20 protein-coding genes are annotated in these 21,615 nt (G+C 70.2%); 10 read left to right on the top strand and 10 right to left on the bottom strand.

Annotated features, from left to right (window positions below):
• From ACO0E1_RS00460 to ACO0E1_RS00450, 3 genes are read right to left on the bottom strand one after another with little or no spacing between them, the layout of a single operon-like run.
• A complete protein-coding gene (locus tag ACO0E1_RS00460; RefSeq protein WP_422872353.1) occupies positions 1–879 on the bottom strand; it encodes an ABC transporter ATP-binding protein in 879 nt (292 codons plus the stop codon).
• Positions 876–2,000, bottom strand: coding sequence for a FecCD family ABC transporter permease (locus ACO0E1_RS00455; RefSeq protein WP_422872352.1), 1,125 nt, complete (start codon positions 1,998–2,000; stop codon positions 876–878). Before ACO0E1_RS00455 ends, ACO0E1_RS00460 begins: the two co-directional genes overlap by 4 nt.
• Positions 1,997–3,076 carry a FecCD family ABC transporter permease gene (locus tag ACO0E1_RS00450; protein WP_422872351.1) on the bottom strand — a complete coding sequence of 360 codons (1,080 nt, stop codon included), beginning with the start codon at positions 3,074–3,076 and terminating at the stop codon, positions 1,997–1,999. Before ACO0E1_RS00450 ends, ACO0E1_RS00455 begins: the two co-directional genes overlap by 4 nt.
• Before the next feature lie 28 nt (positions 3,077–3,104).
• Between ACO0E1_RS00450 and ACO0E1_RS00445 the strand changes: the two genes are divergently transcribed.
• A complete protein-coding gene (locus tag ACO0E1_RS00445) occupies positions 3,105–3,941 on the top strand; it encodes a siderophore-interacting protein (RefSeq protein WP_422872350.1) in 837 nt (278 codons plus the stop codon).
• Positions 3,942–3,959: 18 nt separating this feature from the next.
• Complete coding sequence (locus ACO0E1_RS00440; RefSeq protein ID WP_422872349.1) at positions 3,960–4,703, top strand: hypothetical protein; 744 nt, start codon at positions 3,960–3,962, stop codon at positions 4,701–4,703.
• Positions 4,704–4,885: 182 nt separating this feature from the next.
• On the opposite strand, the gene ACO0E1_RS00435 is transcribed toward ACO0E1_RS00440, so the two are convergent.
• Genes ACO0E1_RS00435 through ACO0E1_RS00425 form a run of 3 tightly spaced genes read right to left on the bottom strand, consistent with a single transcriptional unit; the run spans position 4,886 to position 8,171 of the window.
• Complete coding sequence (locus tag ACO0E1_RS00435) at positions 4,886–5,800, bottom strand: carbohydrate ABC transporter permease (protein ID WP_422872348.1); 915 nt, start codon at positions 5,798–5,800, stop codon at positions 4,886–4,888.
• A gap of 1 nt (position 5,801) precedes the next feature.
• Positions 5,802–6,767, bottom strand: a complete 966-nt coding sequence (locus tag ACO0E1_RS00430) for a carbohydrate ABC transporter permease (RefSeq protein ID WP_281265394.1) — start codon at positions 6,765–6,767, stop codon at positions 5,802–5,804.
• A 36-nt stretch (positions 6,768–6,803) separates the two neighbouring features.
• Positions 6,804–8,171, bottom strand: a complete 1,368-nt coding sequence (locus tag ACO0E1_RS00425) for an extracellular solute-binding protein (RefSeq protein WP_281265393.1) — start codon at positions 8,169–8,171, stop codon at positions 6,804–6,806.
• A 199-nt stretch (positions 8,172–8,370) separates the two neighbouring features.
• On the opposite strand from ACO0E1_RS00425, the gene arfA reads away from it, so the two are divergent.
• Together arfA and ACO0E1_RS00415 are read left to right on the top strand one after the other, a co-directional pair.
• A complete protein-coding gene (gene arfA / locus ACO0E1_RS00420) occupies positions 8,371–9,873 on the top strand; it encodes an arabinosylfuranosidase ArfA (RefSeq protein ID WP_422872347.1) in 1,503 nt (500 codons plus the stop codon).
• Positions 9,874–10,135: 262 nt separating this feature from the next.
• Positions 10,136–10,663, top strand: a complete 528-nt coding sequence (locus tag ACO0E1_RS00415) for a hypothetical protein (protein WP_422872346.1) — start codon at positions 10,136–10,138, stop codon at positions 10,661–10,663.
• Positions 10,664–10,676: 13 nt separating this feature from the next.
• Here ACO0E1_RS00415 and ACO0E1_RS00410 read toward each other — a convergent pair whose 3' ends face one another.
• Positions 10,677–11,702, bottom strand: coding sequence for a LacI family DNA-binding transcriptional regulator (locus ACO0E1_RS00410; protein ID WP_422872345.1), 1,026 nt, complete (start codon positions 11,700–11,702; stop codon positions 10,677–10,679).
• 156 nt (positions 11,703–11,858) lie between these two features.
• On the opposite strand from ACO0E1_RS00410, the gene ACO0E1_RS00405 reads away from it, so the two are divergent.
• From ACO0E1_RS00405 to ACO0E1_RS00390, 4 genes are all read left to right on the top strand, one after another.
• Positions 11,859–12,776, top strand: a complete 918-nt coding sequence (locus tag ACO0E1_RS00405; RefSeq protein WP_402730122.1) for a carbohydrate ABC transporter permease — start codon at positions 11,859–11,861, stop codon at positions 12,774–12,776.
• Positions 12,773–13,735 (top strand): carbohydrate ABC transporter permease, encoded by a 963-nt coding sequence (locus ACO0E1_RS00400; RefSeq protein WP_422872344.1) that lies wholly within the window; start codon positions 12,773–12,775, stop codon positions 13,733–13,735. The genes ACO0E1_RS00405 and ACO0E1_RS00400 overlap by 4 nt, the downstream gene beginning before the upstream one ends.
• A gap of 77 nt (positions 13,736–13,812) precedes the next feature.
• Positions 13,813–15,150, top strand: a complete 1,338-nt coding sequence (locus tag ACO0E1_RS00395) for an ABC transporter substrate-binding protein (protein ID WP_422872343.1) — start codon at positions 13,813–13,815, stop codon at positions 15,148–15,150.
• Positions 15,151–15,218: 68 nt separating this feature from the next.
• Positions 15,219–17,018, top strand: a complete 1,800-nt coding sequence (locus ACO0E1_RS00390) for a glycoside hydrolase family 35 protein (RefSeq protein ID WP_422872342.1) — start codon at positions 15,219–15,221, stop codon at positions 17,016–17,018.
• A 176-nt stretch (positions 17,019–17,194) separates the two neighbouring features.
• Here the strand turns inward: ACO0E1_RS00390 and ACO0E1_RS00385 are convergent, their stop codons facing one another.
• Positions 17,195–17,494 (bottom strand): biopolymer transporter Tol, encoded by a 300-nt coding sequence (locus ACO0E1_RS00385; RefSeq protein ID WP_422872341.1) that lies wholly within the window; start codon positions 17,492–17,494, stop codon positions 17,195–17,197.
• A 45-nt stretch (positions 17,495–17,539) separates the two neighbouring features.
• On the opposite strand from ACO0E1_RS00385, the gene ACO0E1_RS00380 reads away from it, so the two are divergent.
• A complete protein-coding gene (locus ACO0E1_RS00380; protein ID WP_422872340.1) occupies positions 17,540–18,613 on the top strand; it encodes a spore photoproduct lyase family protein in 1,074 nt (357 codons plus the stop codon).
• Between the two features lie 23 nt (positions 18,614–18,636).
• On the opposite strand, the gene ACO0E1_RS00375 is transcribed toward ACO0E1_RS00380, so the two are convergent.
• Both ACO0E1_RS00375 and ACO0E1_RS00370 read right to left on the bottom strand, forming a co-directional pair.
• The gene (locus tag ACO0E1_RS00375) at positions 18,637–19,734 is read right to left on the bottom strand and encodes an SDR family oxidoreductase (RefSeq protein WP_422872721.1); all 1,098 of its coding nucleotides are present in this window, start codon (positions 19,732–19,734) and stop codon (positions 18,637–18,639) included.
• A 37-nt stretch (positions 19,735–19,771) separates the two neighbouring features.
• Positions 19,772–20,170 (bottom strand): DUF3253 domain-containing protein, encoded by a 399-nt coding sequence (locus ACO0E1_RS00370; RefSeq protein WP_422872339.1) that lies wholly within the window; start codon positions 20,168–20,170, stop codon positions 19,772–19,774.
• Between the two features lie 124 nt (positions 20,171–20,294).
• On the opposite strand from ACO0E1_RS00370, the gene ACO0E1_RS00365 reads away from it, so the two are divergent.
• Positions 20,295–21,578, top strand: a complete 1,284-nt coding sequence (locus ACO0E1_RS00365) for an alpha-amylase family glycosyl hydrolase (RefSeq protein WP_422872720.1) — start codon at positions 20,295–20,297, stop codon at positions 21,576–21,578.
• The last annotated feature ends 37 nt before the right edge of the window (positions 21,579–21,615 follow it).

Below are 21,615 nucleotides of genomic sequence, written 5' to 3'. Positions count from 1 at the left end.
CTAACCTAAGTTGACGGCGGCCGCGAGTCCCGTGACGTCGTGCTCGTCCGCCTCGGGCACGACCATCGGCGCGCCGGTCACGGGATCGGGGACGACCCGCGCGTGCAGCCCGAACGCCGACTGCAGGACCGCAGGGGTCAGCACCTCGGTGGGTGAACCGTCCGCGACCACGCCGCCGTCGTGCAGGACGACGAGCCGGTCCGAGTACCTGGCCGCGAGCGACAGGTCGTGCAGGACCATCACGACCGTCGACCCCTGGTCGCGGTTGATCCGCCGGACCAGGCGCAGCACGTCGAGCTGGTGCGCGAGGTCGAGGTACGTCGTCGGTTCGTCGAGCAGCAGGGTGTCGGCGCGCTGGGCGAGCACGAGCGCGATCCAGGCCCGCTGCCGCTGCCCGCCGGAGAGGCTCGCGACGTCGCGGTGCGCCACCTCGGTCAGGCCGGTCGCGGCGATGGCCTCCTCGGCGACACCGGCGTCCTCGGCGGTCCACGGGCGTGCCCAGGACTGGTGCGGGTTCCGGCCGCGCATCACGAGGTCGAGCACGCTCGTGCCGGCGGGGGCAGCGGGGGACTGCGGCAGGATCGCGAGCTTCCGGGCGACGGCGCGGTTCGGCTCCTTGCGGATCGGGACGCCGTCGAGGTGGACCTCGCCCGCGATCGGCTTGAGGACCCGCCCGAACGCCTTCAGGAGCGTCGACTTGCCGCAGCCGTTCGCGCCGAGGAACGTCGTCACCGTGCCGCGCTCGATGCGCAGGTCGAGGTCGTTGAGGACGGCGCGGCGGTCGTAGCCGACGGACAGGCCGCGTGCCTCCAGGACGGGCGGTCTCGCGACGGCGCTGTCGTGCGGTGCAGCTGTCGTGGTGTCGTGCAGTGTCGTCATCGGGACATCTCCTTGCGGTGACGGATGAGGAGCCAGATCAGGTACGGAGCACCGATCACGGTCGTGACGATGCCGACCGGCACCTGCCAGGGGAACGCCGACCGGGCGAGCAGGTCGGCGGCGAGGACGAGCACCGCGCCGAGTGCCGCGGAGAGCAGCAGCGGCGGACGGTTCGTGCCAGCGAGGCGTAGGGCGATCTGCGGCACGACGAACGCCACGAAGCCGACCGGCCCCGCGGCGGCGACGGCGGCGGCGGTGAGGACGACCGCGAGCGCGATGACGAGCAGACGGTGCCGCTGGATCGCGAGGCCGACGCCGACGGCGACCTCGTCACCGAGCTGCCCGATGCCGAGGGAGGCGCTCGTGGCCAGCGCGATCGGGACCGCCACCGCGGCGACGATCAGCAGCGGCCAGACACTCGCCCACGAGGTGCTCGACAGGCTCCCCACGAGCCACTGCGACGCCGCGGCGGCCTGGGTGATCTGCGCCCGGACGAGCAGGTAGCTCGTGACCGCGTCGAGCGTGGCGCTCACCCCGATGCCGACCAGGACGAGCCGGTAGCTCTGCACGCCGCCGCGCCACCCGAGTCCGTACACCACGGCCGCCGCGATGAGCGCGCCGATCGTGGCGGCGACGGGGATGCCGCTGCCGAGCACCACGGCACCGACGGCGTACGTGCCGCCGCCGATGACGACCGCCGCGACGGCACCGACGCTCGCCCCGGAGGTCACGCCGATGATGTCCGGCGTCCCGAGCGGGTTCCGTGTGAAGGTCTGGGTCAGCGCTCCGGCGACCGCGAGGGTCAGCCCGACGAGCGCGCCGGTGAGGACCCGGGGGAGCCGGAGCGTCTGGACGATGAAGGCATCCGGGCCGGTCCCGAGGTCGAGCAGTGACCGGACGACCGTGCCCGGTGCGATCCACGTCGAGCCGATCGCGACGCCGAGGACCACGAGCAGCAGCGCGGCGGCGACGGCGGCGATGGTCAGCCAGAACACCCGGGGACGCCAGGCGAGTCCGACTGGCCCGATGCGGATGCCCCGGCGCCCCGTGGTGCGGGCGGTGCCGGCGGTGTCGGCGGTGCCGGCGGTGTCGGCCCCGCGGGCGGTGTCGACGGCGCTCACAGCGACACCAGCGATCGGCGGCGGGCGACGGCGACGAAGACCGGACCGCCGATCACGGCGAGGACGATGCCCACCTCGACCTCGGCGAAGCCCCCGACGAGCCGGCCGATGACGTCGGCGAGCAGCACGAGTGCCGCCCCGAGCAGTGCGGAGGCGGGGAGTGCCCAGCGGTGCCCGGTGCCGACGAGTGCCCGGGCGACGTGCGGCACCGTGAGGCCGACGAACCCGATCGGCCCGGCGGCGGCGGTGGCCCCGGCGGCGAGCAGCGTGATCCCGCCGAGGCCGACGAGCCGGGCGACGAGCACGTTCTCGCCGAGCCCCTTCGCGAGGTCCGCCCCGAGCCCAAGCGCGTCGAGCGATCGGACGTTCAGGACGGCGAGCACCAGCCCGGCGACGAGGAACGGCCACACGGCCTGGAGCACGTCGATCTGGCGGCCGGACAGCGAGCCGACGACCCACAGCCGGTAGGCGTCGAGGGAGTCCCGGTCGGTGAGGACCAGGAACGAGGTCAGCGCGCCGAGCAGTGCCGACACCGCGGCACCGGCGAGGGCGAGCGGCACCGGGCTCGCGGTCCCGCTGCCCGCGATCGTCACCGAGAACACGACGACGCTCGCCACGACGGCACCCGCGAGCGCGAACCACACCGTGACGCCGGTGTTCGTGATCCCGAAGACGTAGACGCCGATCACGACGGCCAGTCCGGCGCCGGCGGAGACCCCGAACAGGCCGGGGTCGGCGAGCGGGTTCCTGGTGTGCCCCTGCATCAGCAGTCCGGCGATCCCGAGCGCCGCACCGACCGCGGCGCCGATCGCCGTACGCGGGATCCTGGACCCCCAGACGATGGCGTCGTCGGTGCCCGACCCCGTGTGCATCAGCCCGGCGATGACACGGTCGACACCGATCCGGTTGCTGCCGAGGAGCATGCTGGCGACCACGACGAGGGCGAGCGCGACGACCATGCCGAGGACGATCGCAGTCCGCCGCCTGGTCGTCGTCCGGTGGACGCCGGCGGCACCGACACCGGGGTCCCGCGTGCCGCGGAGGGGGTCGGCGAGAGCGGGGATGGGGGCTGGCACGCGGACCATCTTAGGTTAGCCTTGCCTCATGGCGAAGAACCCGCGGCTCCTGCCCGTGAACCCTCGGCTCTTCCGTGCCCGGGTCGTCCGGACCGAGCGCGTGACGCCGTCGATGCACCGCGTCACGGTCACCGGGGACGACCTGCACGAGTTCGGGTACCTCGGGTTCGACCACTGGTTCCGCCTGTTCATGCAGCACCCCCACCAGGACGTGTTCCGCCTGCCGGAGCTCGACGGGACGAAGTGGTGGCCGACCTTCCTCGCCATCCCCGAGGAGACCCGCCCGCACTGCGCGAACTACACCGTCGCCGCCTTCCGCCCGGCGACCGCGGTCACCCCGGCCGAGCTGGACATCGACTTCGTCGTGCACACGAGCGCCGACGGCTCGCTCGAGGGCCGCGCGGCGATCTGGGCGTGCACCGCCCGTCCCGGTCAGGAACTGGCGATGCTCGACCAGGGCTGCATCTTCGACTGCCCGGACGACACGAGCGAGGTCCTCGTCGTCGCGGAGGAGACCGGTCTACCCGGTGTCGTCGGCATCGCGGCGTCGCTCCCGCGGGACGCGGTCGGCCGGATCATCCAGGAGGTCCCGGTCGCGGCGGACGTCCGCCCGCTCGACGCACCGGCCGGCGTCACGGTGACCTGGCTCGTCCGCGACGACGCCCACGCGGTCCCCGGAGCGGCGGCGCTCGAGGAACTCCGTCGGCACACGCCGACCGACGAGTACGCCTACGCGTTCGTCGTGGGGGAGTCCACCCTCGCGACCGAGGGCCGTCGCCACCTGCACCGCTCGGGGCTGCCGAAGTCCCGCATCACCTTCTCCGGCTTCTGGAAGCGCGAGGCGAAGGAGCCGGTCCCGGCCTGATCGTGCCAGGCTGTGCGCATGGGGACGGTGCGGGGAACAGCGGTGGTCGGCGTGGTCGTGGCAGCGGTGCTGCTCGTGAGCGGGTGCGCGCAGGCGTCCGGACAGCCCGACGTCGCCCCGGTGACGCGGACACCGACACCGACCCAGACCCCGACCCCGACGCCCACCCCGACGGCGACGACGCCGGCGATCGCGCAGGCCCTCCCGGACACCGTCGACGCCGGGACGGTCTCCGGCGGGGTGTCCGCGACCGCCTCGGGGACCGGGTCGTCGAACGTGGCGTTCCACGCGGACGGTGACTTCGCCGTGGTCGTCGAGCTCGACTGCTCGTCCTGCACGGGGACCGCGACCGTCACCGCCCCGGGGCGGATGTCGCCGTTCGGACGCGCGACCGCGCCGCTGCGGGGCTCGTTCCTGACCGGCGTCATGCAGAGCGACTCCCCGGACCAGACGATCATCGTCGAGGCCGAGGGCCCGTGGACGGTGACCCTGCGCAGCTGGAACGACCTGCCGTACGTGTCCGGGTCGCAGTCGGGGACCGGGCCCGCTGTGCTCTTCTTCTCCGACGACGTCTCGCACGTGACGGTCGACTACCGGCCGAGCGGACCGGACGACTCGTTCTCCGGCCGGGTGTTCACGACGTCGGACAACCCGCAGCTGTTCGGGAACTCCGGGGCCTTCACCGAGTCGTTCGACGTCGACCTGCCCGGCGTGATGGCGATCCAGACGAACGGGACCTGGACGGTCACCCCCACCCCCTGACGGTCCTTCCCATCGCGCCCGCATGAGGAAGCCGAATCGCGCGTAGGAGGCCGGAACACCGGGCCTCCTACGCGCGATTCAGCTTCCTACGCGCGATTCGGCCCGCTTGGCGCGGCGTCCGTGACGGACTGGAGGCTCTGCGCACGACGTGCGCAGAGCCTCCAGTCCGGTGTGTGGTCGCGTCAGCCCTTGAGGCCGGAGCCCGTCACGCCCTCCACGATCTGCCGCTGGAAGATCAGGTAGAGGATGATCAGTGGCAACGCCGCCAGGATGGCGCCGGCCTGGATGTCGGCGTACCGCTGGCCGAAGCTGCCCTGGACGGTGGCCAGACCGACCGGGACCGTCATGAGGTCCGGGTTGGACAGGACGAACAGGGGCAGGAGCAGGTTGTTCCAGACCCCGACGAACGTCAGGATCGTCACCGCCGCGATCACCGGCCGCGACAACGGCAGGATCACCGACCAGTAGACCTTCCAGATGTTCGCGCCGTCGATGCGGGCGGCCTCCTCGAGTTCACGCGGGATGCCGTCGAAGAACTGCTTGAAGATGAACACCGCGATCACGGCCGGCACCTGCGGGAAGATCACCGACCAGTAGGTGTTCAGCAGGTTGACGGCGTTGAGCTCCTGGAAGATCGGGATGATCAGCACCTGGGTGGGGATCATGATCCCGAGGATGATGAGCAGGAACGCGACGTTCCGACCGCGGAACACCAGCCGGGACAGGGCGAATGCGGCCATCGACGCGAACAGCACCGTGAGGAGCGCCGTGACGACGCTCGTGATGCCGCTCGCGAGGTACCAGTTCCAGATGTCGCCGGCTTGGAAGAGCGCCGCGTAGGAGTGCAGCGTCGGATTCCAGTTCGACAGGATCGAGTTCGCGCCGAGCGCCGCGACGCCGTTGTCCGACAACGAGGTCTTCAGCGCGAACAGGCTCGGGATCAGCCAGATGATCGCGAACACCGTCAGGATGATCGCGGCCGTGATGTTGAACCCCTTGCCGCTGACACCGATCTTCGCGGCGTTCGCGGGTGCGGCGGCCGAGACACCGGAACGGAGCTTCGGCCGGCTGGTGGTGATGCTCTCGGTGGCGGTCATGTCAGGCCCCGATCTCTCGCTTGGCGGCAGCGCGTTCGACGATCTGCCGGATGACCGCGATCGCGACGATCACGATGAACAGGAGCACCGACGCGGCCGATGCCGCACCGAGCCGGTTGTCGGTGAAGCCGACGCCGGTGATGAGCTGCAGCGAGACCTGGGTCGAGATACCGGGCCCGCCGTTCGTCATCAGGTACACCTGGTCGAAGATCTTCAGGCTGGCGATGATCTGCAGCAGGATGACGAGCGTCGTCGTCCGGCCGAGGAGCGGCAGCGTGATCGACTTGATCTGCTGCCAGCTCGACGCGCCGTCGACGGCGGCGGCCTCGTACAGCTCGCGGGGGATCTCCTGCAGACCCGCCAGGTACAGCACGAAGTTGAACCCGAGGGTCCACCACACGGTGGCGATCGCGACGCCGATCATGGCGGTGTTCGGGCTCGCCAGCACACCGGCACCCGGGGTCATCCCGAGCAGGGACTGGACGCTCGCCCACAGGCCGGTGCTCGGCGTGAAGATGAACACCCAGATGAGCGAGATGGTCGCCGACGGCAGGATGAAGGGCAGGAAGAACGCCAGCCGGAAGAACCACTGGCCGCGGTTCATCCGGTTCGTCAGCACGGCGAAGACGAACGCCAGGATGACGAGCGGCGGCGTCGTGTACAGCGTGAACTGCAGGGTGTGCCAGAGCGACGACCAGAAGTCGGCGCGGCCGAGCATCTCCGCGTAGTTCGCGAACCCGGCGAAGCTGCCGAGGCCCGTGCGGACGGTCGAGGTGTTGAAGAAGCTCGTGACGATCATCCAGATCGTCGGTCCGAGCAGGAAGGCCAGGTAGAACAGGCCGAACGGGGCGAGGAAGAGCCAGCCGCTGCGGCCCTGGCCGCGGGTGAGGCTGGTGCGGTAGGTGCGGACTCGACGGGGAGCGGTGGCCGCTCCCGTGGGACGGGTGAGGACTGGTGCTGCAGTCACGTCATCGTGCCTTTCGCGGGGTGTTCACGTCGCCGCTCACAGCGGGCTCGGGGTGTTGAGGTACGTCGACAGTTGCGACTTGATCGCGCTCATGGCTGCGGCGGGGGAGCTCGAGCCCTGCTGGACGAGTGCGAGCTGTGCGCCGACGGTGTTCTCGAACGTGGAACCGGATCCGCCGTACCAGGCGGCGTCGTCGAACACGGCGGTCTCGGCAGCGGATGCGTAGTTCGACTGCGGCGTGAGCTCCTTGTACGCGGAGCTGTCGTACGTCGGCAGGTACGCCGGGACGTGGCCGCCCTGCGCCCACGTCATGCTCTGCTCGAGCATCTGCTTGATGAACAGCATCGCGGCCTTCTTCTGCTCGGGTGTGCGGTCCTTCCGCGGCAGGATGAAGGTGTGCGAGTCGGCCTGGGTCGCCGGCTTGTCGAAGAGCTGCGGGATCGGCGCCATGCCGAACTTCAGGCCCTTGATCGACTGCGCCGTGCTGATCTCCCACTCGCCCTGCATGAAGAAGCCGGCCTTGCCGGTGAACATCAGGGTCTGGGCGGTGGCGTAGTCGAGGCCCTTGTTCAGCCAGCCGTTCTTCACCCACTTCTGGGTCATCTCGGTGACCTTCGTGTACGCGTCCTCGTTGACGGTGAGCTTCGCGCCGCCGTCGCTGATGAACGGCGTCGCGCCCTCGATCTGGTTGTACATCGTCCAGAAGAAGCGCCACGGGGTCGCGATCTCGCTGACGTTCGCGACGTTGAGCGCGGTGCCGCCCGTCACCTTCGCGACCGCGGCGAGGGCACTCTCGAACGCCTCCAGCCCGGTGAGGTCCTTGAGCTTGCCGTCACCGTCGAGCAGGCCGGCCTTCTGGCAGACGTCAACGTTGTAGAAGAGCACGAACGGGTGGGTGTCGAGCGGCACGCAGATGTTCTTGCCGTCCGTCTTCTGCGCCGTCCAGGCCTTCTGGTTGAAGTCGCTCGCAGCGAGTCCGACACCGGCGAGGTCGTCGGACGTGATCGGGTCGAGCAGGTCGCCGTCCCAGAGGGGCTTCGCACGCGTCAGGTGGGAGATCGCGACGTCCGGCGGCTTGTTCCCGACGGTGGCCAGTGTGACCTTCGAGTAGTACGGGTTGCCCCACGCGAACGTCGTCGCCTGCAGCGAGCTGGATCCGCCGTGCTGCTTGGCGTACCCGCGTTCCATCTCCTGCATACGGGCGCCGTCGCCGCCGCCGAAGAGGTTCCAGAAGACGAGCGTCTCGGGGTTGAGCGCGCTGCCGGCGAGGCCTGCCGCGATCGGGCTGGAGCACGCGGCGAGGGGGAGCACGGTGGCCGCTGCGGCACCGGCCGCGAGGAGGCTCCGTCGGGTGAAGGCACCGCCTCGCAGCTGTGGGACGGGTGGGACGGGTCGGTTCGGCATGGCATCACTCCATCGGGATGGGCCGGGCTGAGAGCACCAGGGCAGGTGCTCCGTGAGCGCTCACATTAGCCCGCGACACGATGATGCGCCAGCCCTTTCGCGCTGCCGTGGATACCGGTAGCGTTACGGATGGGTGAGCGCTCACTTTCGAGTCGGGCCGCCACTGAACGCCTGATGCCCAGCAGATCGAAGGAGATCCATGCCCCGCACACACCTCGTCCTCGACTCCGCGTTCACGGTGGGGCCCGTGCGCCGCCGGCTGTTCGGTGGCTTCGTCGAGCACCTCGGACGCCACGTCTACGACGGCATCCACGAACCCGCGCACGAAAGCGCCGACGAGCACGGCTTCCGCAAGGACGTCATCGAGCTCGTCAAGGAGCTCGGCGTCACCACGATCCGCTACCCCGGCGGCAACTTCGTCTCCGGCTACAAGTGGGAGGACGGCGTCGGCCCGGTCGACCAGCGTCCGCGCCGACTCGACCTCGCCTGGCACTCGACCGAGACGAACGAGGTGGGCCTCCACGAGTTCCAGCAGTGGCTCGACTCCGTCGGCTCCGAGATGATGCTCGCCGTCAACCTCGGCACCCGCGGCACCGAGGCGGCCATCGAGCTGCTCGAGTACGCGAACATCCCCGGCGGGACCGCCCGTTCCGAGGAGCGCAAGCGCAACGGGCGCGAGGAACCGTTCGGCGTCACCATGTGGTGCCTCGGCAACGAGATGGACGGGCCGTGGCAGCTCGGCCACAAGAACGCCGACGACTACGGCAAGCTCGCCGCGATGACGGCGAAGGGCATGCGCCAGATCCAGCCGGACCTCGAACTCGTCATCTGCGGGTCGTCCGGTGCGTCGATGCCGACGTTCGGGGAGTGGGAGCGCACCGTCCTCGAGCACGCCTACGACGACGTCGACTACATCTCCGCGCACGCGTACTACGAGGAGGGCGACGACCTCGCCACCTTCCTGGCATCGGGCGTCAACATGGACCGCTTCATCGACACGGTCACGACCGCTGCCGACCACGTGCAGGCGCACAAGAAGTCCGACAAGCGCATCGACATCTCGTTCGACGAGTGGAACGTCTGGTCCATCTCGAAGTGGAACGAGATGCAGAAGGAGTTCACGCTCGACGAGTGGCCGGTCGCGCCGCGTCTGCTCGAGGACGTCTACACCGTCGCCGATGCCGTCGTGGTCGGCGGGCTGCTCATCTCGCTGCTGCGCCACGCGGACCGTGTCGCATCGGCGTCGATCGCGCAGCTCGTGAACGTGATCGGCCCGATCATGACCGAGCCCGGTGGTGAGGCATGGCGCCAGACCACGTTCTTCCCGTTCTCGCTCACCTCCCGCCTGGCCCACGGCACCTCGCTGCAGGTCATCGCATCGGGCGACACCGTCGACGGGGGCACGTACGGGCAGGTCCCCGTGGTCGACTCCGCCGCGACGATCGAGGACGGCAAGGCGGCGGTGTTCCTGGTGAACCGCCACCCGTCCGAGAGCACGACGGTCACGATCGACCTCTCGGGGCTGTCCGTCGAGGGTGACGTGCACGCCGAGGGTGTCTGGGACGACGACCTGCACGCGGTCAACGACCTGGCGAACACGTCGCGTGTCGGGCTCCGCACGAACGAATCGGCTCGCCGCGAGGGCGACACCGTCACGATCGAGCTCCCCCCGGTGAGCTGGACGGCGCTCTCGATCGGGTAGCCGGCGGGCGCTTCCGCGCGTAAGAGGTCGAAACGCGCGTAGGAGGTCGGTTTTTCCGACCTCCTACGCGCGTTTCGGTTTTCCATGGCGGGCGCGGTGGGTCGGAACGCGCGCCAGGCGCCGGAACGCGCGGGGCGCCGGGCGGGAGGCTCGGTGCCGGACTGCCACGAGCCTCTCCCCGTCGGCACGGCCGGGCCGCCGCTGGCGCGTCGCCCCGGGACCGGCTCCGTGGGCCCAGTCCGGAGCGGGTACCGTCCAGGGCATGCGTGGCGTCGGACTGATCGATGAGGCCGGCCGGATGCGGCTGGTTGGCTCCGGCGTCGCCGGGGCGGCCTTCGCCGTCGTGCTCGTGATGCTCCTGGTGTCGCCGTGGGCCGGTGCGACGACGGGGGTGCTCGTCGCCGTCGCGATCCCCGTCGGTGCCGCCGGTGCAGCGATCGGGGCGTTCCTGACCGTGCGCTCCTGGCGTCTCGGGGGCGGCTACGAGCGCGTCGTCGCGGTGCAGCGGTGGGTGGCCGAGGGCGAGGTGCCCGCCGGTGTCCCCGCGTCGGTGTGGATCCCGCTCGTGCAGGCCGAGGCCGACAAACTGGTCGCGGGCTGGGGGAAGATCGTGCTCGCGGTGTGCTGGGGAGCGATGACGTGGTCGATGCGTGACCAGCAGCCGCCTGTGCTCACCGCGATCCTGCTCGCGTTGTGGGCGGGGCTCGCGACGTGGAGCGCGGTGTGGGTGATCCCGCGGGCGCGTGCCGCGCGCGACGTGCTCCGACGGGGCGTCGCGTCGCTCGAGTGACGCGCCAGCCGGATCAGGACGACGGGGCCGCCGTGCTCGCACGTTCGACGAGGTACACCGGCACGAGATCGGTCGCCGCGACCGCCGCTGTCCCCGCGATCTGCCCGAGGAGCGTGCTGACCGCGCGTCGGCCGACCTCGTCGAAGGACTGGTGCACCGTGGTGAGCGGCGGCCAGAACGAGTCGGACTCCGGCGAGTCGTCGAAGCCGACGACGCTGAGCGACCCCGGCACCGAGCGACCGACCTCGTGGCATGCGCGGAGGATGCCGAGGGCGGTCTGGTCGTTCGCCGCGAACACCGCGGTGATCTCGGGACGACGGGCGATCTCGAGCCCGGCGCGGTAGCCGGAGGTCGAGCCCCAGTCGCCCTCGAACACGGGCGGGACGGCCCGCCCAGCGTCGGTGAGCGTCGCTTCCCACGCGGCCCGACGGCCTCCGGCGGAGTAGGACATCGCGGGGCCGGCCACGTGCCAGACCGTCTCGTGTCCGAGGTCGAGCAGGTGCTGCGTCGCCAGTCGGGCGCCCTGTGCCTGGTCGGTGTCGATCGCCGGATGATCGGTGGTGCCGGTCGAGTCGATGACCACGACGGGCACACCGTCGGGCAGGACGACCTCTGCGGTGTCCATCACGTGCGACTCGATGATGATCACGACACCGTCGACCGCCTGCTCCTGCAGCCGCGAGAACGCCGAGCGGACGCCGTCCTTCGTGCGCGACGCCATCGGGAGCAGCGTGATCGTGAAGTCGGCGGCACCCGCGGCGTCGGCGATCGCCTCGAGCGTGCGCATGTTCCCGAACGACGCGAGCGTGAACATGATCACGCCGATCGTCCGGAAGTGCCCGGAGCGCAGGGCACGGGCCGCTCGGTTCGGGCGGTACCCGAGTGACGTCATCGCCTGCTGGACGCGATCGCGGGTCTCGGGGCTCACGTTGTCGAAGCCCCTGGCGACGCGGGACACCGTCTGCATCGAGACGCCGGCCGCGTCGGCGACCGCTGCCATCGAGGGTGCTCGTCCTCCGGCCGGTGGGGCGGTCGTCATCGCGGGCATCCCTTCACGTCCCTGGTGCGGCTTCGATCACGATTCTGTCACGCAGTTGCATGTTGACGTTGCCATGCTATCTTCGACCACGATGTTGACGTCAACATCAGGTCGCATCGCCGCGAACGCGATGTCGACGCGAGACGAAGGAGTCCCATGACAACGCTCGAGCAGGCCAGGTCGGCCGCCCGGTCCGGGCCACGTCGGCAGCGTGCCCGGTGGACCGGCTGGATGTTCGTCGGCCCGTTCGTGGTCGTGCTGACCGCGATGCTCATCGTGCCGATCGGCTACGCGCTCTGGCTCAGCCTCTTCCGCGACCAGCTCGTCGGTGGCAACCAGTTCGTCGGCCTGGCGAACTACCTGCAGCTCCTGCAGGACGCCAAGTTCTGGACCGGCTTCGGCCGGGTCGCCCTGTTCCTCGTCGTGCAGGTCCCGATCATGCTGTTCGTCGCGCTCGTCGCCGCCCTGGCGCTCGACAGTGCGCGGCTCTGGGCATCGTCGTTCTTCCGCATCGCGATCTTCCTGCCGTACGCGGTCCCCGGTGTCGTCGCCGCACTCATCTGGGGCTTCATCTACGGCAACCAGTTCGGCCTGACCGGGTCGATCAACGGGGCGCTCGGCATCGACCTGCTCCAGCCGTTCAGCCCCGACTGGGTCCTGGCGTCGATCGGCAACATCGTCACGTGGGAGTTCGTCGGCTACAACATGCTGATCTTCTACGCCGCACTCCGCGTGGTCCCGACCGACCTGTACGAAGCCGCCGAGATCGACGGCGCCGGCCCGTTCCGCACCGTCTGGTCCATCAAGATCCCGGCGCTCCGCGGATCGATCGTCATCGCCACGATCTTCTCGATCATCGGCAGCTTCCAGCTCTTCAACGAGCCGAACCTCCTGAAGACCCTCGCCCCGAACGTCATCGGCAGCGCCTTCACCCCGAACATGTACGCCTACTCGCTGTCCTTCAGTGGCCAGCAGTTCAACTACTCCGCCACCGTCGCCATCGTCATGGGCGTCATCACCGCCGTGATCGCCTACGTCGTGCAGGTCCGCGGAACCCGAGCGGAGAACCGATGAGCGCCGTCGACACCCAGCCCCCGACCGTGACGGAGGCGGTGACCACCCGCGGACGCAGCGGGGCGGGCCGTACCCGTGCCTCCCGTCAGACGACGGCCCCGAAGGGCCGCGGTCCCCGCGCCCGCAAGTCGCCGCTTCTGCTCGTGGTGATGGTCGTCATCACCGTCTACTCGCTGCTGCCGCTGTTCTACCTCGTGGTGAACGCGACGAAGTCGCAGGCCGACCTGCTCTCGACGTTCGGTCTCTGGTTCGGCCCGGACTTCTCGCTCTTCCAGAACATCGGCGAGACACTCACCTACGACAACGGCATCTACCTGCAGTGGCTCGGCAACACCGTGCTCTACGTCGTCGTCGGTGCGGGCGGTGCGACCCTGCTCGCGACCGTCGCGGGCTACGGCATGGCGAAGTTCCGGTTCCCCGGGCGCCGCGCGGTCTTCGCGATCGTCCTCGGTGCCATCGCGATCCCCGGTACGGCCCTCGCCGTCCCGACGTTCCTGCTCTTCTCGGCCGTGGGCCTGACGAACACCCCGTGGGCGATCATCCTGCCCTCGCTCATCAGTCCGTTCGGCATGTACCTCATCTGGACCTACGCGGTCGACGCGGTCCCGACCGAGGTCATCGAGGCGGCCCGCATGGACGGCGCCGGCGAGTTCCGGATCTTCTTCACCATCGCCCTGCGACTCCTCGCGCCCGGTGTCGTGACGGTCCTGCTGTTCGCCGTCGTCGCGACCTGGAACAACTACTTCCTGCCCCTGATCATGCTCAGCGACCCGAAGCTCTACCCGCTCACGGTCGGTCTGAACCAGTGGAGCGCCCAGGCCGTCGGGGTCTCCGCGCACCCGATCTACAACCTCGTCGTCACCGGATCGCTGCTCACGATCATCCCGATCGTGATCGCGTTCCTCTTCCTCCAGCGCTCCTGGCAGTCCGGCCTCGCGGCCGGGTCCGTCAAGGCCTGACCCTGCCGGGCCCCCGTCGGGGCCCGCGCGACCCACAGCAGCACACCCCATCACGAAGAAGTGGAAGGCACACCCGAATGAACAAGCGACTCCGGCGCGGCCTCAGCGCCCTCGCCATCGGCGTCACGGCGACGATCGCCCTGGCCGCCTGCGCCTCCGGCGGATCGTCGTCCGGCGGCTCGTCCGACGACATGACCAAGGCCCTCGAGAAGGGCGGGACGCTCACCTACTGGTCGTGGACCCCGTCCGCCAAGGCCCAGGTCGCCGCGTTCGAGAAGGCGTACCCGAAGGTCACGGTCAAGCTCGTCAACGCCGGCACCGGCAACGACCAGTACACGAAGCTCCAGAACACGATCAAGGCCGGCTCCGGTGCCCCCGACGTCGCGCAGATCGAGTACTTCGCACTGCCCCAGTTCGCCCTCGCCGACTCGCTCGTCGACCTGAAGTCCTACGGCTTCGACTCGCTCGAGAGCAAGTACGGCGCCGGCACCTGGCAGTCGGTCGACCTCGACGGCAAGGTCTACGGCCTGCCGCAGGACTCCGGCCCCATGGCGATGTTCTACAACAAGAAGACCTTCGACGAGGCCGGCATCACCACCCCGCCGAAGACCTGGGACGAGTACGTCGCGGACGCCGAGAAGATCCACGCGTCGAACCCGAACGCCTACATCGCCGCGGACAGCGGTGACGCCGGCTTCACCACGTCGATGATCTGGCAGGCCGGCGGTCGTCCGTTCGAGGTCAAGGGCACCGACGTCTCGGTGAACCTGCAGGACGAGGGCACCAAGAAGTGGACCTCCACCTGGAACCAGCTCGTCGAGAAGGGCCTGCTCTCGCAGACGCCCGGCTGGACCGACGACTGGTACAAGCAGCTCGGCAACGGTGAGATCGCGACGATGGTCACGGGCGCCTGGATGCCCGGCGTGCTCGAGTCGAGCGTCAAGGACGGCAGCGGCAACTGGCGTGTCGCGCCGATCCCGACCTACGACGGCTCGTCCGACGTCACCTCGAACAACGGTGGATCCGCCGAGGTCGTCATGAAGCAGTCGAAGAACCCGGCGCTCGCCGCCGGCTTCCTGAAGTGGCTGAACTCCTCGCAGGACTCGATCGACGTGTTCCTCAAGTCCGGCGGGTTCCCGTCCACCAAGGCGCAGCTCAGCTCGTCGTCCTTCACGGCCGAGAAGCCGGAGTACTTCGGCGGCGAAGCGATCAACGAGACCCTGTCGAAGGCGTCCTCCGACGTCGCCGAGGGCTGGCAGTACCTGCCGTTCCAGGTCTACGCGAACAGCGTCTACGCGGACACGGTGGGTCAGGCCTACCAGAACAAGACGGACCTGAACGCCGGGCTCGAGGCATGGCAGAAGGCCATCGTGAAGTACGGCAACGAGCAGGGCTTCAAGGTCACCAGCAAGTAGGACCGACCATCACCCCGGGGTCGTGCGGACACGCTCCGCACGACCCCGCTGTCTGAAAGACTTCACTCATGCGCTTCGCCATCGGCGACACCGACTTCCTGCTCGACGGCGAGCCGCACCGGGTCCTCTCCGGCGCGATCCACTACTTCCGCGTGCACCCAGACCTCTGGGCGGACCGGATCCACAAGGCCAGGCTGATGGGCCTCAACACCATCGAGACCTACGTCGCCTGGAACGCGCACGCACCGTCGCCGGGCGTCTTCGACCTGACCGGCGGCCTCGACCTCGGCCGGTTCCTCGACCTCGTCGCCGCGGAGGGCATGCACGCCATCGTCCGGCCTGGGCCCTACATCTGCGCCGAGTGGACGAACGGCGGGCTGCCGTACTGGCTGTTCACGGACGGCACCGTCGGTGTCCGCCGTGACGAGCCGCAGTTCCTCGCGGCGGTGCAGGACTACCTCGAGGCTCTCGCCCCCGTGCTCGTCCCGCGCCAGATCGACCACGGCGGGCCGATCGTGCTCGTGCAGGTCGAGAACGAGTACGGCGCGTACGGGTCGGACCCCGTCTACCTGACGAAGCTCGAGCAGATGCACCGCGACATCGGGCTCACCGTCCCGTTCACGAGCGTCGACCAGCCGATGGGCACCATGCTCGAGGACGGCTCGCTGCCCTCGCTGCACAAGACCGGCTCGTTCGGGTCCCGCTCGGCGTCGCGCCTGGAACGGCTCCGTCAGGCCCAGCCGACCGGACCGCTGATGTGCTCCGAGTTCTGGGACGGCTGGTTCGACAGCTGGGGCGAGCACCACCACACGACCTCAGCCGCCGCGAGCGCCGAGGACCTCGACGTGCTCCTCGCCGCGGGCGGCTCGGTGAACATCTACATGTTCCACGGCGGCACGAACTTCGGCTTCACGAACGGCGCCAACGACAAGGGCGTCTACCGGCCGATCGCGACGTCCTACGACTACGACGCCCCGCTCGACGAGGCCGGACGACCGACCGAGAAGTTCCACGCCTTCCGGTCCGTGATCGCGCGACACGCGCCCGTCCCGGAGCTGCCGGAGTCGATGCAGCCGGGTGGGTCCGGCCTGGAGGCGCGGCGCACGCCCGCAACGGACGTCGCCGTCCGACTCGACCGGTCCACCGCCATCGGGACGCTGCTGCCGCACCTCGCGTCGTGGACGACGCACGACACCCCTCCGACGTTCGACGCACTCGGTGCCGCCTCGGGCTTCGTGCTGTACCGGACCGAGGTCGACCTGCCGGCCGGCGGTGTGCTCACCGTCGGCGAAGAGGTGCGCGACCGCGTCCTCGTCAGCGTCGCCGGTCGCCCCGTCGGCGTCCTGGAGCGCGAGCACCACGACCGGGCCATCGCGCTGCCGCCGGGCTCGGGGACGCTCGAGCTCCTCGTCGAGGACCAGGGCCGGGTCGACTACGGGCCGCGCATCGGCGAGCCGAAGGGCCTGATCGGGGGTGTGCGCATCGACGGTGCCCTCCTGGAACGCTGGACGGCGTCACCGCTCGCGCTCGACCCGATGCCGGACGCCGCCATCGAGGTGCTGCGTGGAAGCGAGCCGACGGACGATCCGCGCGTGCTCGCTGGGCCGGTGTTCGCGCTCGGGACGTTCGACCTCGCCGAGGCGGGGGACCGGTACCTGTCGCTGCCCGGGTTCCGGAAGGGTGTGGCATGGGTGAACGGGTTCTGCCTCGGCCGGTACTGGTCCCGTGGCCCGCAGCAGACGCTCGCCGTGCCCGGACCCGTGCTGCGTGCCGGCCGGAACGAGGTCGTCGTGTTCGAGCTGCACGCGGCCGCGTCGCGCTCGGTCTGCATGCTCGTCGAGCCGCACCTCGGCCACACCGAGGCCTGAGCCCGCCCGGCCCCGCGGCGCTGCCCGCGGGAGCTGCCCGGTGTCCTCCCCGCGGCGCTCCCCGCGGAAGGTCGAATCCCGCGTGGCGAGTCGATTCGCGCGTAGGAGGTCGGTTCTTCTGACCCCCTACGCGCCTTTCGGCTTTCCAGGGCGGGTGTGATGGGAAGGATCGCGCGTCACGGGTCGAGCGCGTCGAGCTCGGTGACGGCCCGCTGGGCGTCCGCGATCCGGTCGGCCTCCGGGCGCTCCCACCACTCCGGCCCGCGCTCACCGAGGCCGTGCTTGGCGATGCCGTTCCGGTGCCGGGCGGCCGCGAGTGCGTCGTCGTCACCGGACCGCTTGGCCTGCTTGACGGCGTTCCGTCCACGACCCAGGTGCGAACGGAGCGCCGCCGCGACGTCCTCGGGGATCGCCGGGTCCGTCCGGCGCCATCGTCGGCCGTCGACGACGAAGTAGTGATCGTCGGGTTCGGTCATGCCTGCGAGTCTGCACCGTCGGGGGTCTCCGGTAGACAGGGTGCGATGACCGCTTCCCGTGCTCACCCGTTGCTCGACGTCCGACGGATCTACGCCGAGCCCGCTGCCCTCGAGCTACCCCGCGGCGTCGAGGTCGTCGGCCGGTGGCCCGATGCCGAGATCGTGCCGGTGGCCTCGCACTGGAACATCCCCGAGGTGCACGGCGACGAACGCAACGTCCAGCGCTGGGTGCGCATCAAGACCGAGGCGCTCGTGCTCGGCGTGAAGAAGTCGCTCGTCACCCGTCCGAACGGGCGCTCCGCGGACTTCATCGCCCCGTCGACCGCGAACGGCTGCGCGATGGCGTGCTCGTACTGCTACGTCCCGCGGCGGAAGGGCTACAGCAACCCGGTCACCGTGTTCGCGAACATCGAGCAGATCACGAAGCACGTCGCGCGGCACGTCCACAAGCAGGGGCCGAAGACCGAGCCGAACCAGTGCGACGCCGATGCGTGGGTCTACGACATCGGGGAGAACAGCGACTGCTCGGTCGACGCCTTGATCGGCGACAACGTGCGGGACCTCTGCGACCTGTTCCGGATGACGCCGACGGCGAAGGCGTCCTTCGCGACGAAGTACGTGAACCGCGACCTGCTCGACTGGGACCCGATGGGGCGCACCCGGATCCGGTTCTCGCTGATGCCGCACGACACCGCGAAGCTCGTCGACATCCGCACGTCGCCGGTGGCCGAACGGATCCGCGCGGTCGACGCATTCGTCGAGGCCGGGTACGAGGTCCACCTCAACTTCTCCCCGGTCATCGTCACCCCGACGTGGGAGCAGGACTGGGCCGCCCTCCTGCGCGAGGTCGACGACGTCCTCTCCCCGCGTGCCAAGGCGCAGCTGGCGGCAGAGGTGATCTTCCTGACCCACAACGAGCAGCTCCACGAGGTCAACCTCGGGTGGCACCCCAAGGGCGAGGAGATCCTGTGGCGCCCGGACCTGCAGGAGTCCAAGGTGTCGCAGAACGGTGCCGTGAACGTCCGTTACCGGTCCGGCACGAAGGCGCAACTCGTGGAGCGCTTCCGCGAACTCGTCGCCGAGCACCTGCCGTCGTGCCGGATCCGGTACGCGTTCTGACGCGGGTCGGGTCCCGCGGGCCGTCAGGGGATCAGGCGCTCGGCGCGGTACCGGGCGAAGAGGTCCGCGAACGCCCGCTCGGTGCGGCGGTAGGCGGTGAACCCGGCCTCGCGGCTCTTGCCCATGTCGGTGACGACCTCCATCGCGCGGCCGAGGTCGGCGTCTGTGTGCCACCACGAGGCGAGTCGAGAGATGTCGGACTCCACGAGGCCGTGCCGCTCGGCGATGCCCGACCACGACGACTCGTACGGCGCCATCTGCTCTTCGAGCGGTCGCGGCGCGTCCTCGTAGCCGACGACCCGCGCCGGGTCCACCCCGAGGTGTTCCGCGAGTCGCGGCCACATCCACCGCCACCGGAAGACGTCGCCGTTGACGATGTTGAACGCCTCGTCGGCACCAGCGGGATCCGTCGACGCCCAGACCATCTGCTCGGCGAGGACGCCGGCGTCGGTCATGTCGGTGAGGCCGTTCCACTGCGCCTCGCTGCCGGGGAACACGAAGTCGAGGTCGAGCTCCTTCGCGATGGTCGCCTGGACCGCCAGCGTGAGCCCCATGTTCATCGCGTTGCCGACCGCGTGGCCGATGACGGTGTGCGAACGGTGCACGGACCAGGTGAAGCCCTGGCGCTCGGCAGCCGCGAACAGTTCGTCCTCTTGCGCGTAGTAGAAGTTCGGGGTGTCGAGCCGCGGCTCCTCCTCGTGGAAGGGGGTGTCGGGCATCTCACCGGCGGCGTAGGCCTCGAACGGGCCGAGGTAGTGCTTGAGCCCGGTGACCAGGGCGACGTGTTCGAGCGGGGCGTGGTCGAGCGCCGCGAGCAGGTCGCGGACCATGCCGCCGTTCACGGCGATGTTCTCCGCCTCGGTCGCCTGCCGCTGCCACGCGGTGAAGAACACGTGCGTCGGACGCTCGTCTGCGAGCGCGGCGCGCAGGGCATCCGCGTCACGGAGGTCGGCGGCGACACCGCGGACCCCATCGCGTGTGCCGGCACGGCGCGAGAGGGCGGCGACGTCCCACCCGTCGCGGGTGAGCTGCGCGACGAGGGCGGAGCCGGTGATGCCGCTCGCCCCCACGACGAGGGCGCGGCGGTGGTCGGTGGACGGTGTGGTCTCGACGGAAGTCATCATCGTTGCCAACACCTGTCGGCCTGTCGGTGTTCCCTCACCGTGGACGACGGATCCGGATCGGCCCCTTCGCCGTCGACGGATCCACGACGGTCCCGCCCTGGGTGATCTCGACCTCGCCCCGGGCGACCATGCGACGAGCCGCCCGACGTGCCGGTTCCATCAGGTCGCGCCAGTCGTCCGGGTCGAGCGAGCGTGCCACCTCGGACGGGCAGATGCTCGACGTCCTGGCACGAGCGGCGAGCAGCTCATCGATGCGTTGCTCGAGTGCGCGGTCGGTCGCATCGACGCCGTGTTTCCGGCAGGCAGCCGAGCACCACTTCGCCTCGGGCGCCGCGGACGAGGGCATCCGACGGCCGCACGCGGCGCAGGTCTTCTCCGTCTGTGCGGCCTCCACCCGATCGGCGTCCGCCGCGGTCCTGATCGCTCGTCCCATGACCGCCATCCAAGTCCCCGTGCCCGATCCCGTCCACAGCACAGGTCCGGCTGGCACGATCGAGGCGGTGAGCACCGACGCCGTCCCTTCTCTCCCGCCCGAGCCGGACTGGGTCGCGCACGTCATGTGGTGGCACGTCTACCCGCTCGGCTTCGTCGGAGCGGACGTCCGGCCGGAGACCGCCGTGGCCGACCGCCCCGTGCACCACCGTCTCGACCGCGTCACCGGATGGCTCGACCACGTGGTCGGCCTCGGGCTGAACGGGCTGCTGCTCGGCCCGGTGTTCCAGAGCTCGACGCACGGCTACGACACCGTGGACCACTTCCGGATCGACCCGAGACTCGGGGACGACGACGACTTCGACCGGCTCGTGTCCGCGGCACACGAGCGCGGGATCCGGGTCCTGCTCGACGGCGTGTTCAACCACGTGGGACGGGACCACCCCGCCTTCCGCGCGATCGAGGTGGACGGCCCCGCTGCGGAGTCGGCAGCGCTGTTCGGGATCGACTGGACCGGCTGGAACCCCGGCGACCCGGTGCCGGTGGGGCTCTTCGAGGGGCACGACATCCTCGTCGCACTCGACCACGGCAGTCGCGAGACCGAGGACCTCGTCGTCGAGGTGATGACGCACTGGCTCGGACGCGGGATCGACGGGTGGCGGCTCGACGCGGCGTACGCGGTCCCCCCGGAGTTCTGGGCACGGGTCCTGCCGCGCGTGCGCGATCGCTTCCCGGACGCGTGGTTCAGCGGCGAGGTCATCCACGGCGACGCGGCGGCGATCGTCCGCGCGTCGACGATGGACTCCACCACGCAGTACGAACTCTGGCAGGGCATCTGGCACGGCATCGCCGACCGGAACTGCCACGAGTTGGCGCACGCGCTCGAACGACACGACGCACTCCTCGTGACCTTCGTCCCGACCACCTTCGTCGGCAACCACGACGTCACGCGCATCGCGAGCGCCGTGGGGGACCGGTTCGTGGGGCACGCCGCTGCAGTCCTGTTCACGGTCGCGGGCACGCCGATCGTCTGGGCGGGCGACGAGTACGGGTGGACCGGAGTGAAGGAGGAGCGCGTGGGCGGTGACGACGCCGTCCGCCCGGAGTTCCCCGACGCACCGCCGGAGCCGGACGCGACGACGCGCACGTACGAGGCCCTCGTCGCGCTCCGCCGGCGGAACCCGTGGCTGCACCGAGCGCACACCGACGTGGTGCACCTGACGAACACGGCCCTCGTGCTCCGCACGGCGACCGCGGACGCCGCGGTGGTGACCGCCCTGAACCTGTCGGACGACCCCGTCGAGCTGCCCGTCGCCGACGCGACGCGGGTGGAGGCGGGCGGCGGTGCCGTGGCGGACGGGACCGTGCGCCTCCCGTCCGCCGGCTGGGCCGTCCTGACCCGCGCCTGACCCTCACACCGAACCGCGAAAGCGACAGATCCCCGCG

This window comes from Curtobacterium guangdongense, from assembly GCF_049341845.1.
GTDB classification, from domain to species: domain Bacteria; phylum Actinomycetota; class Actinomycetes; order Actinomycetales; family Microbacteriaceae; genus Curtobacterium; species Curtobacterium guangdongense.
This window is presented reverse-complemented; position numbering and strand designations above follow the sequence as displayed.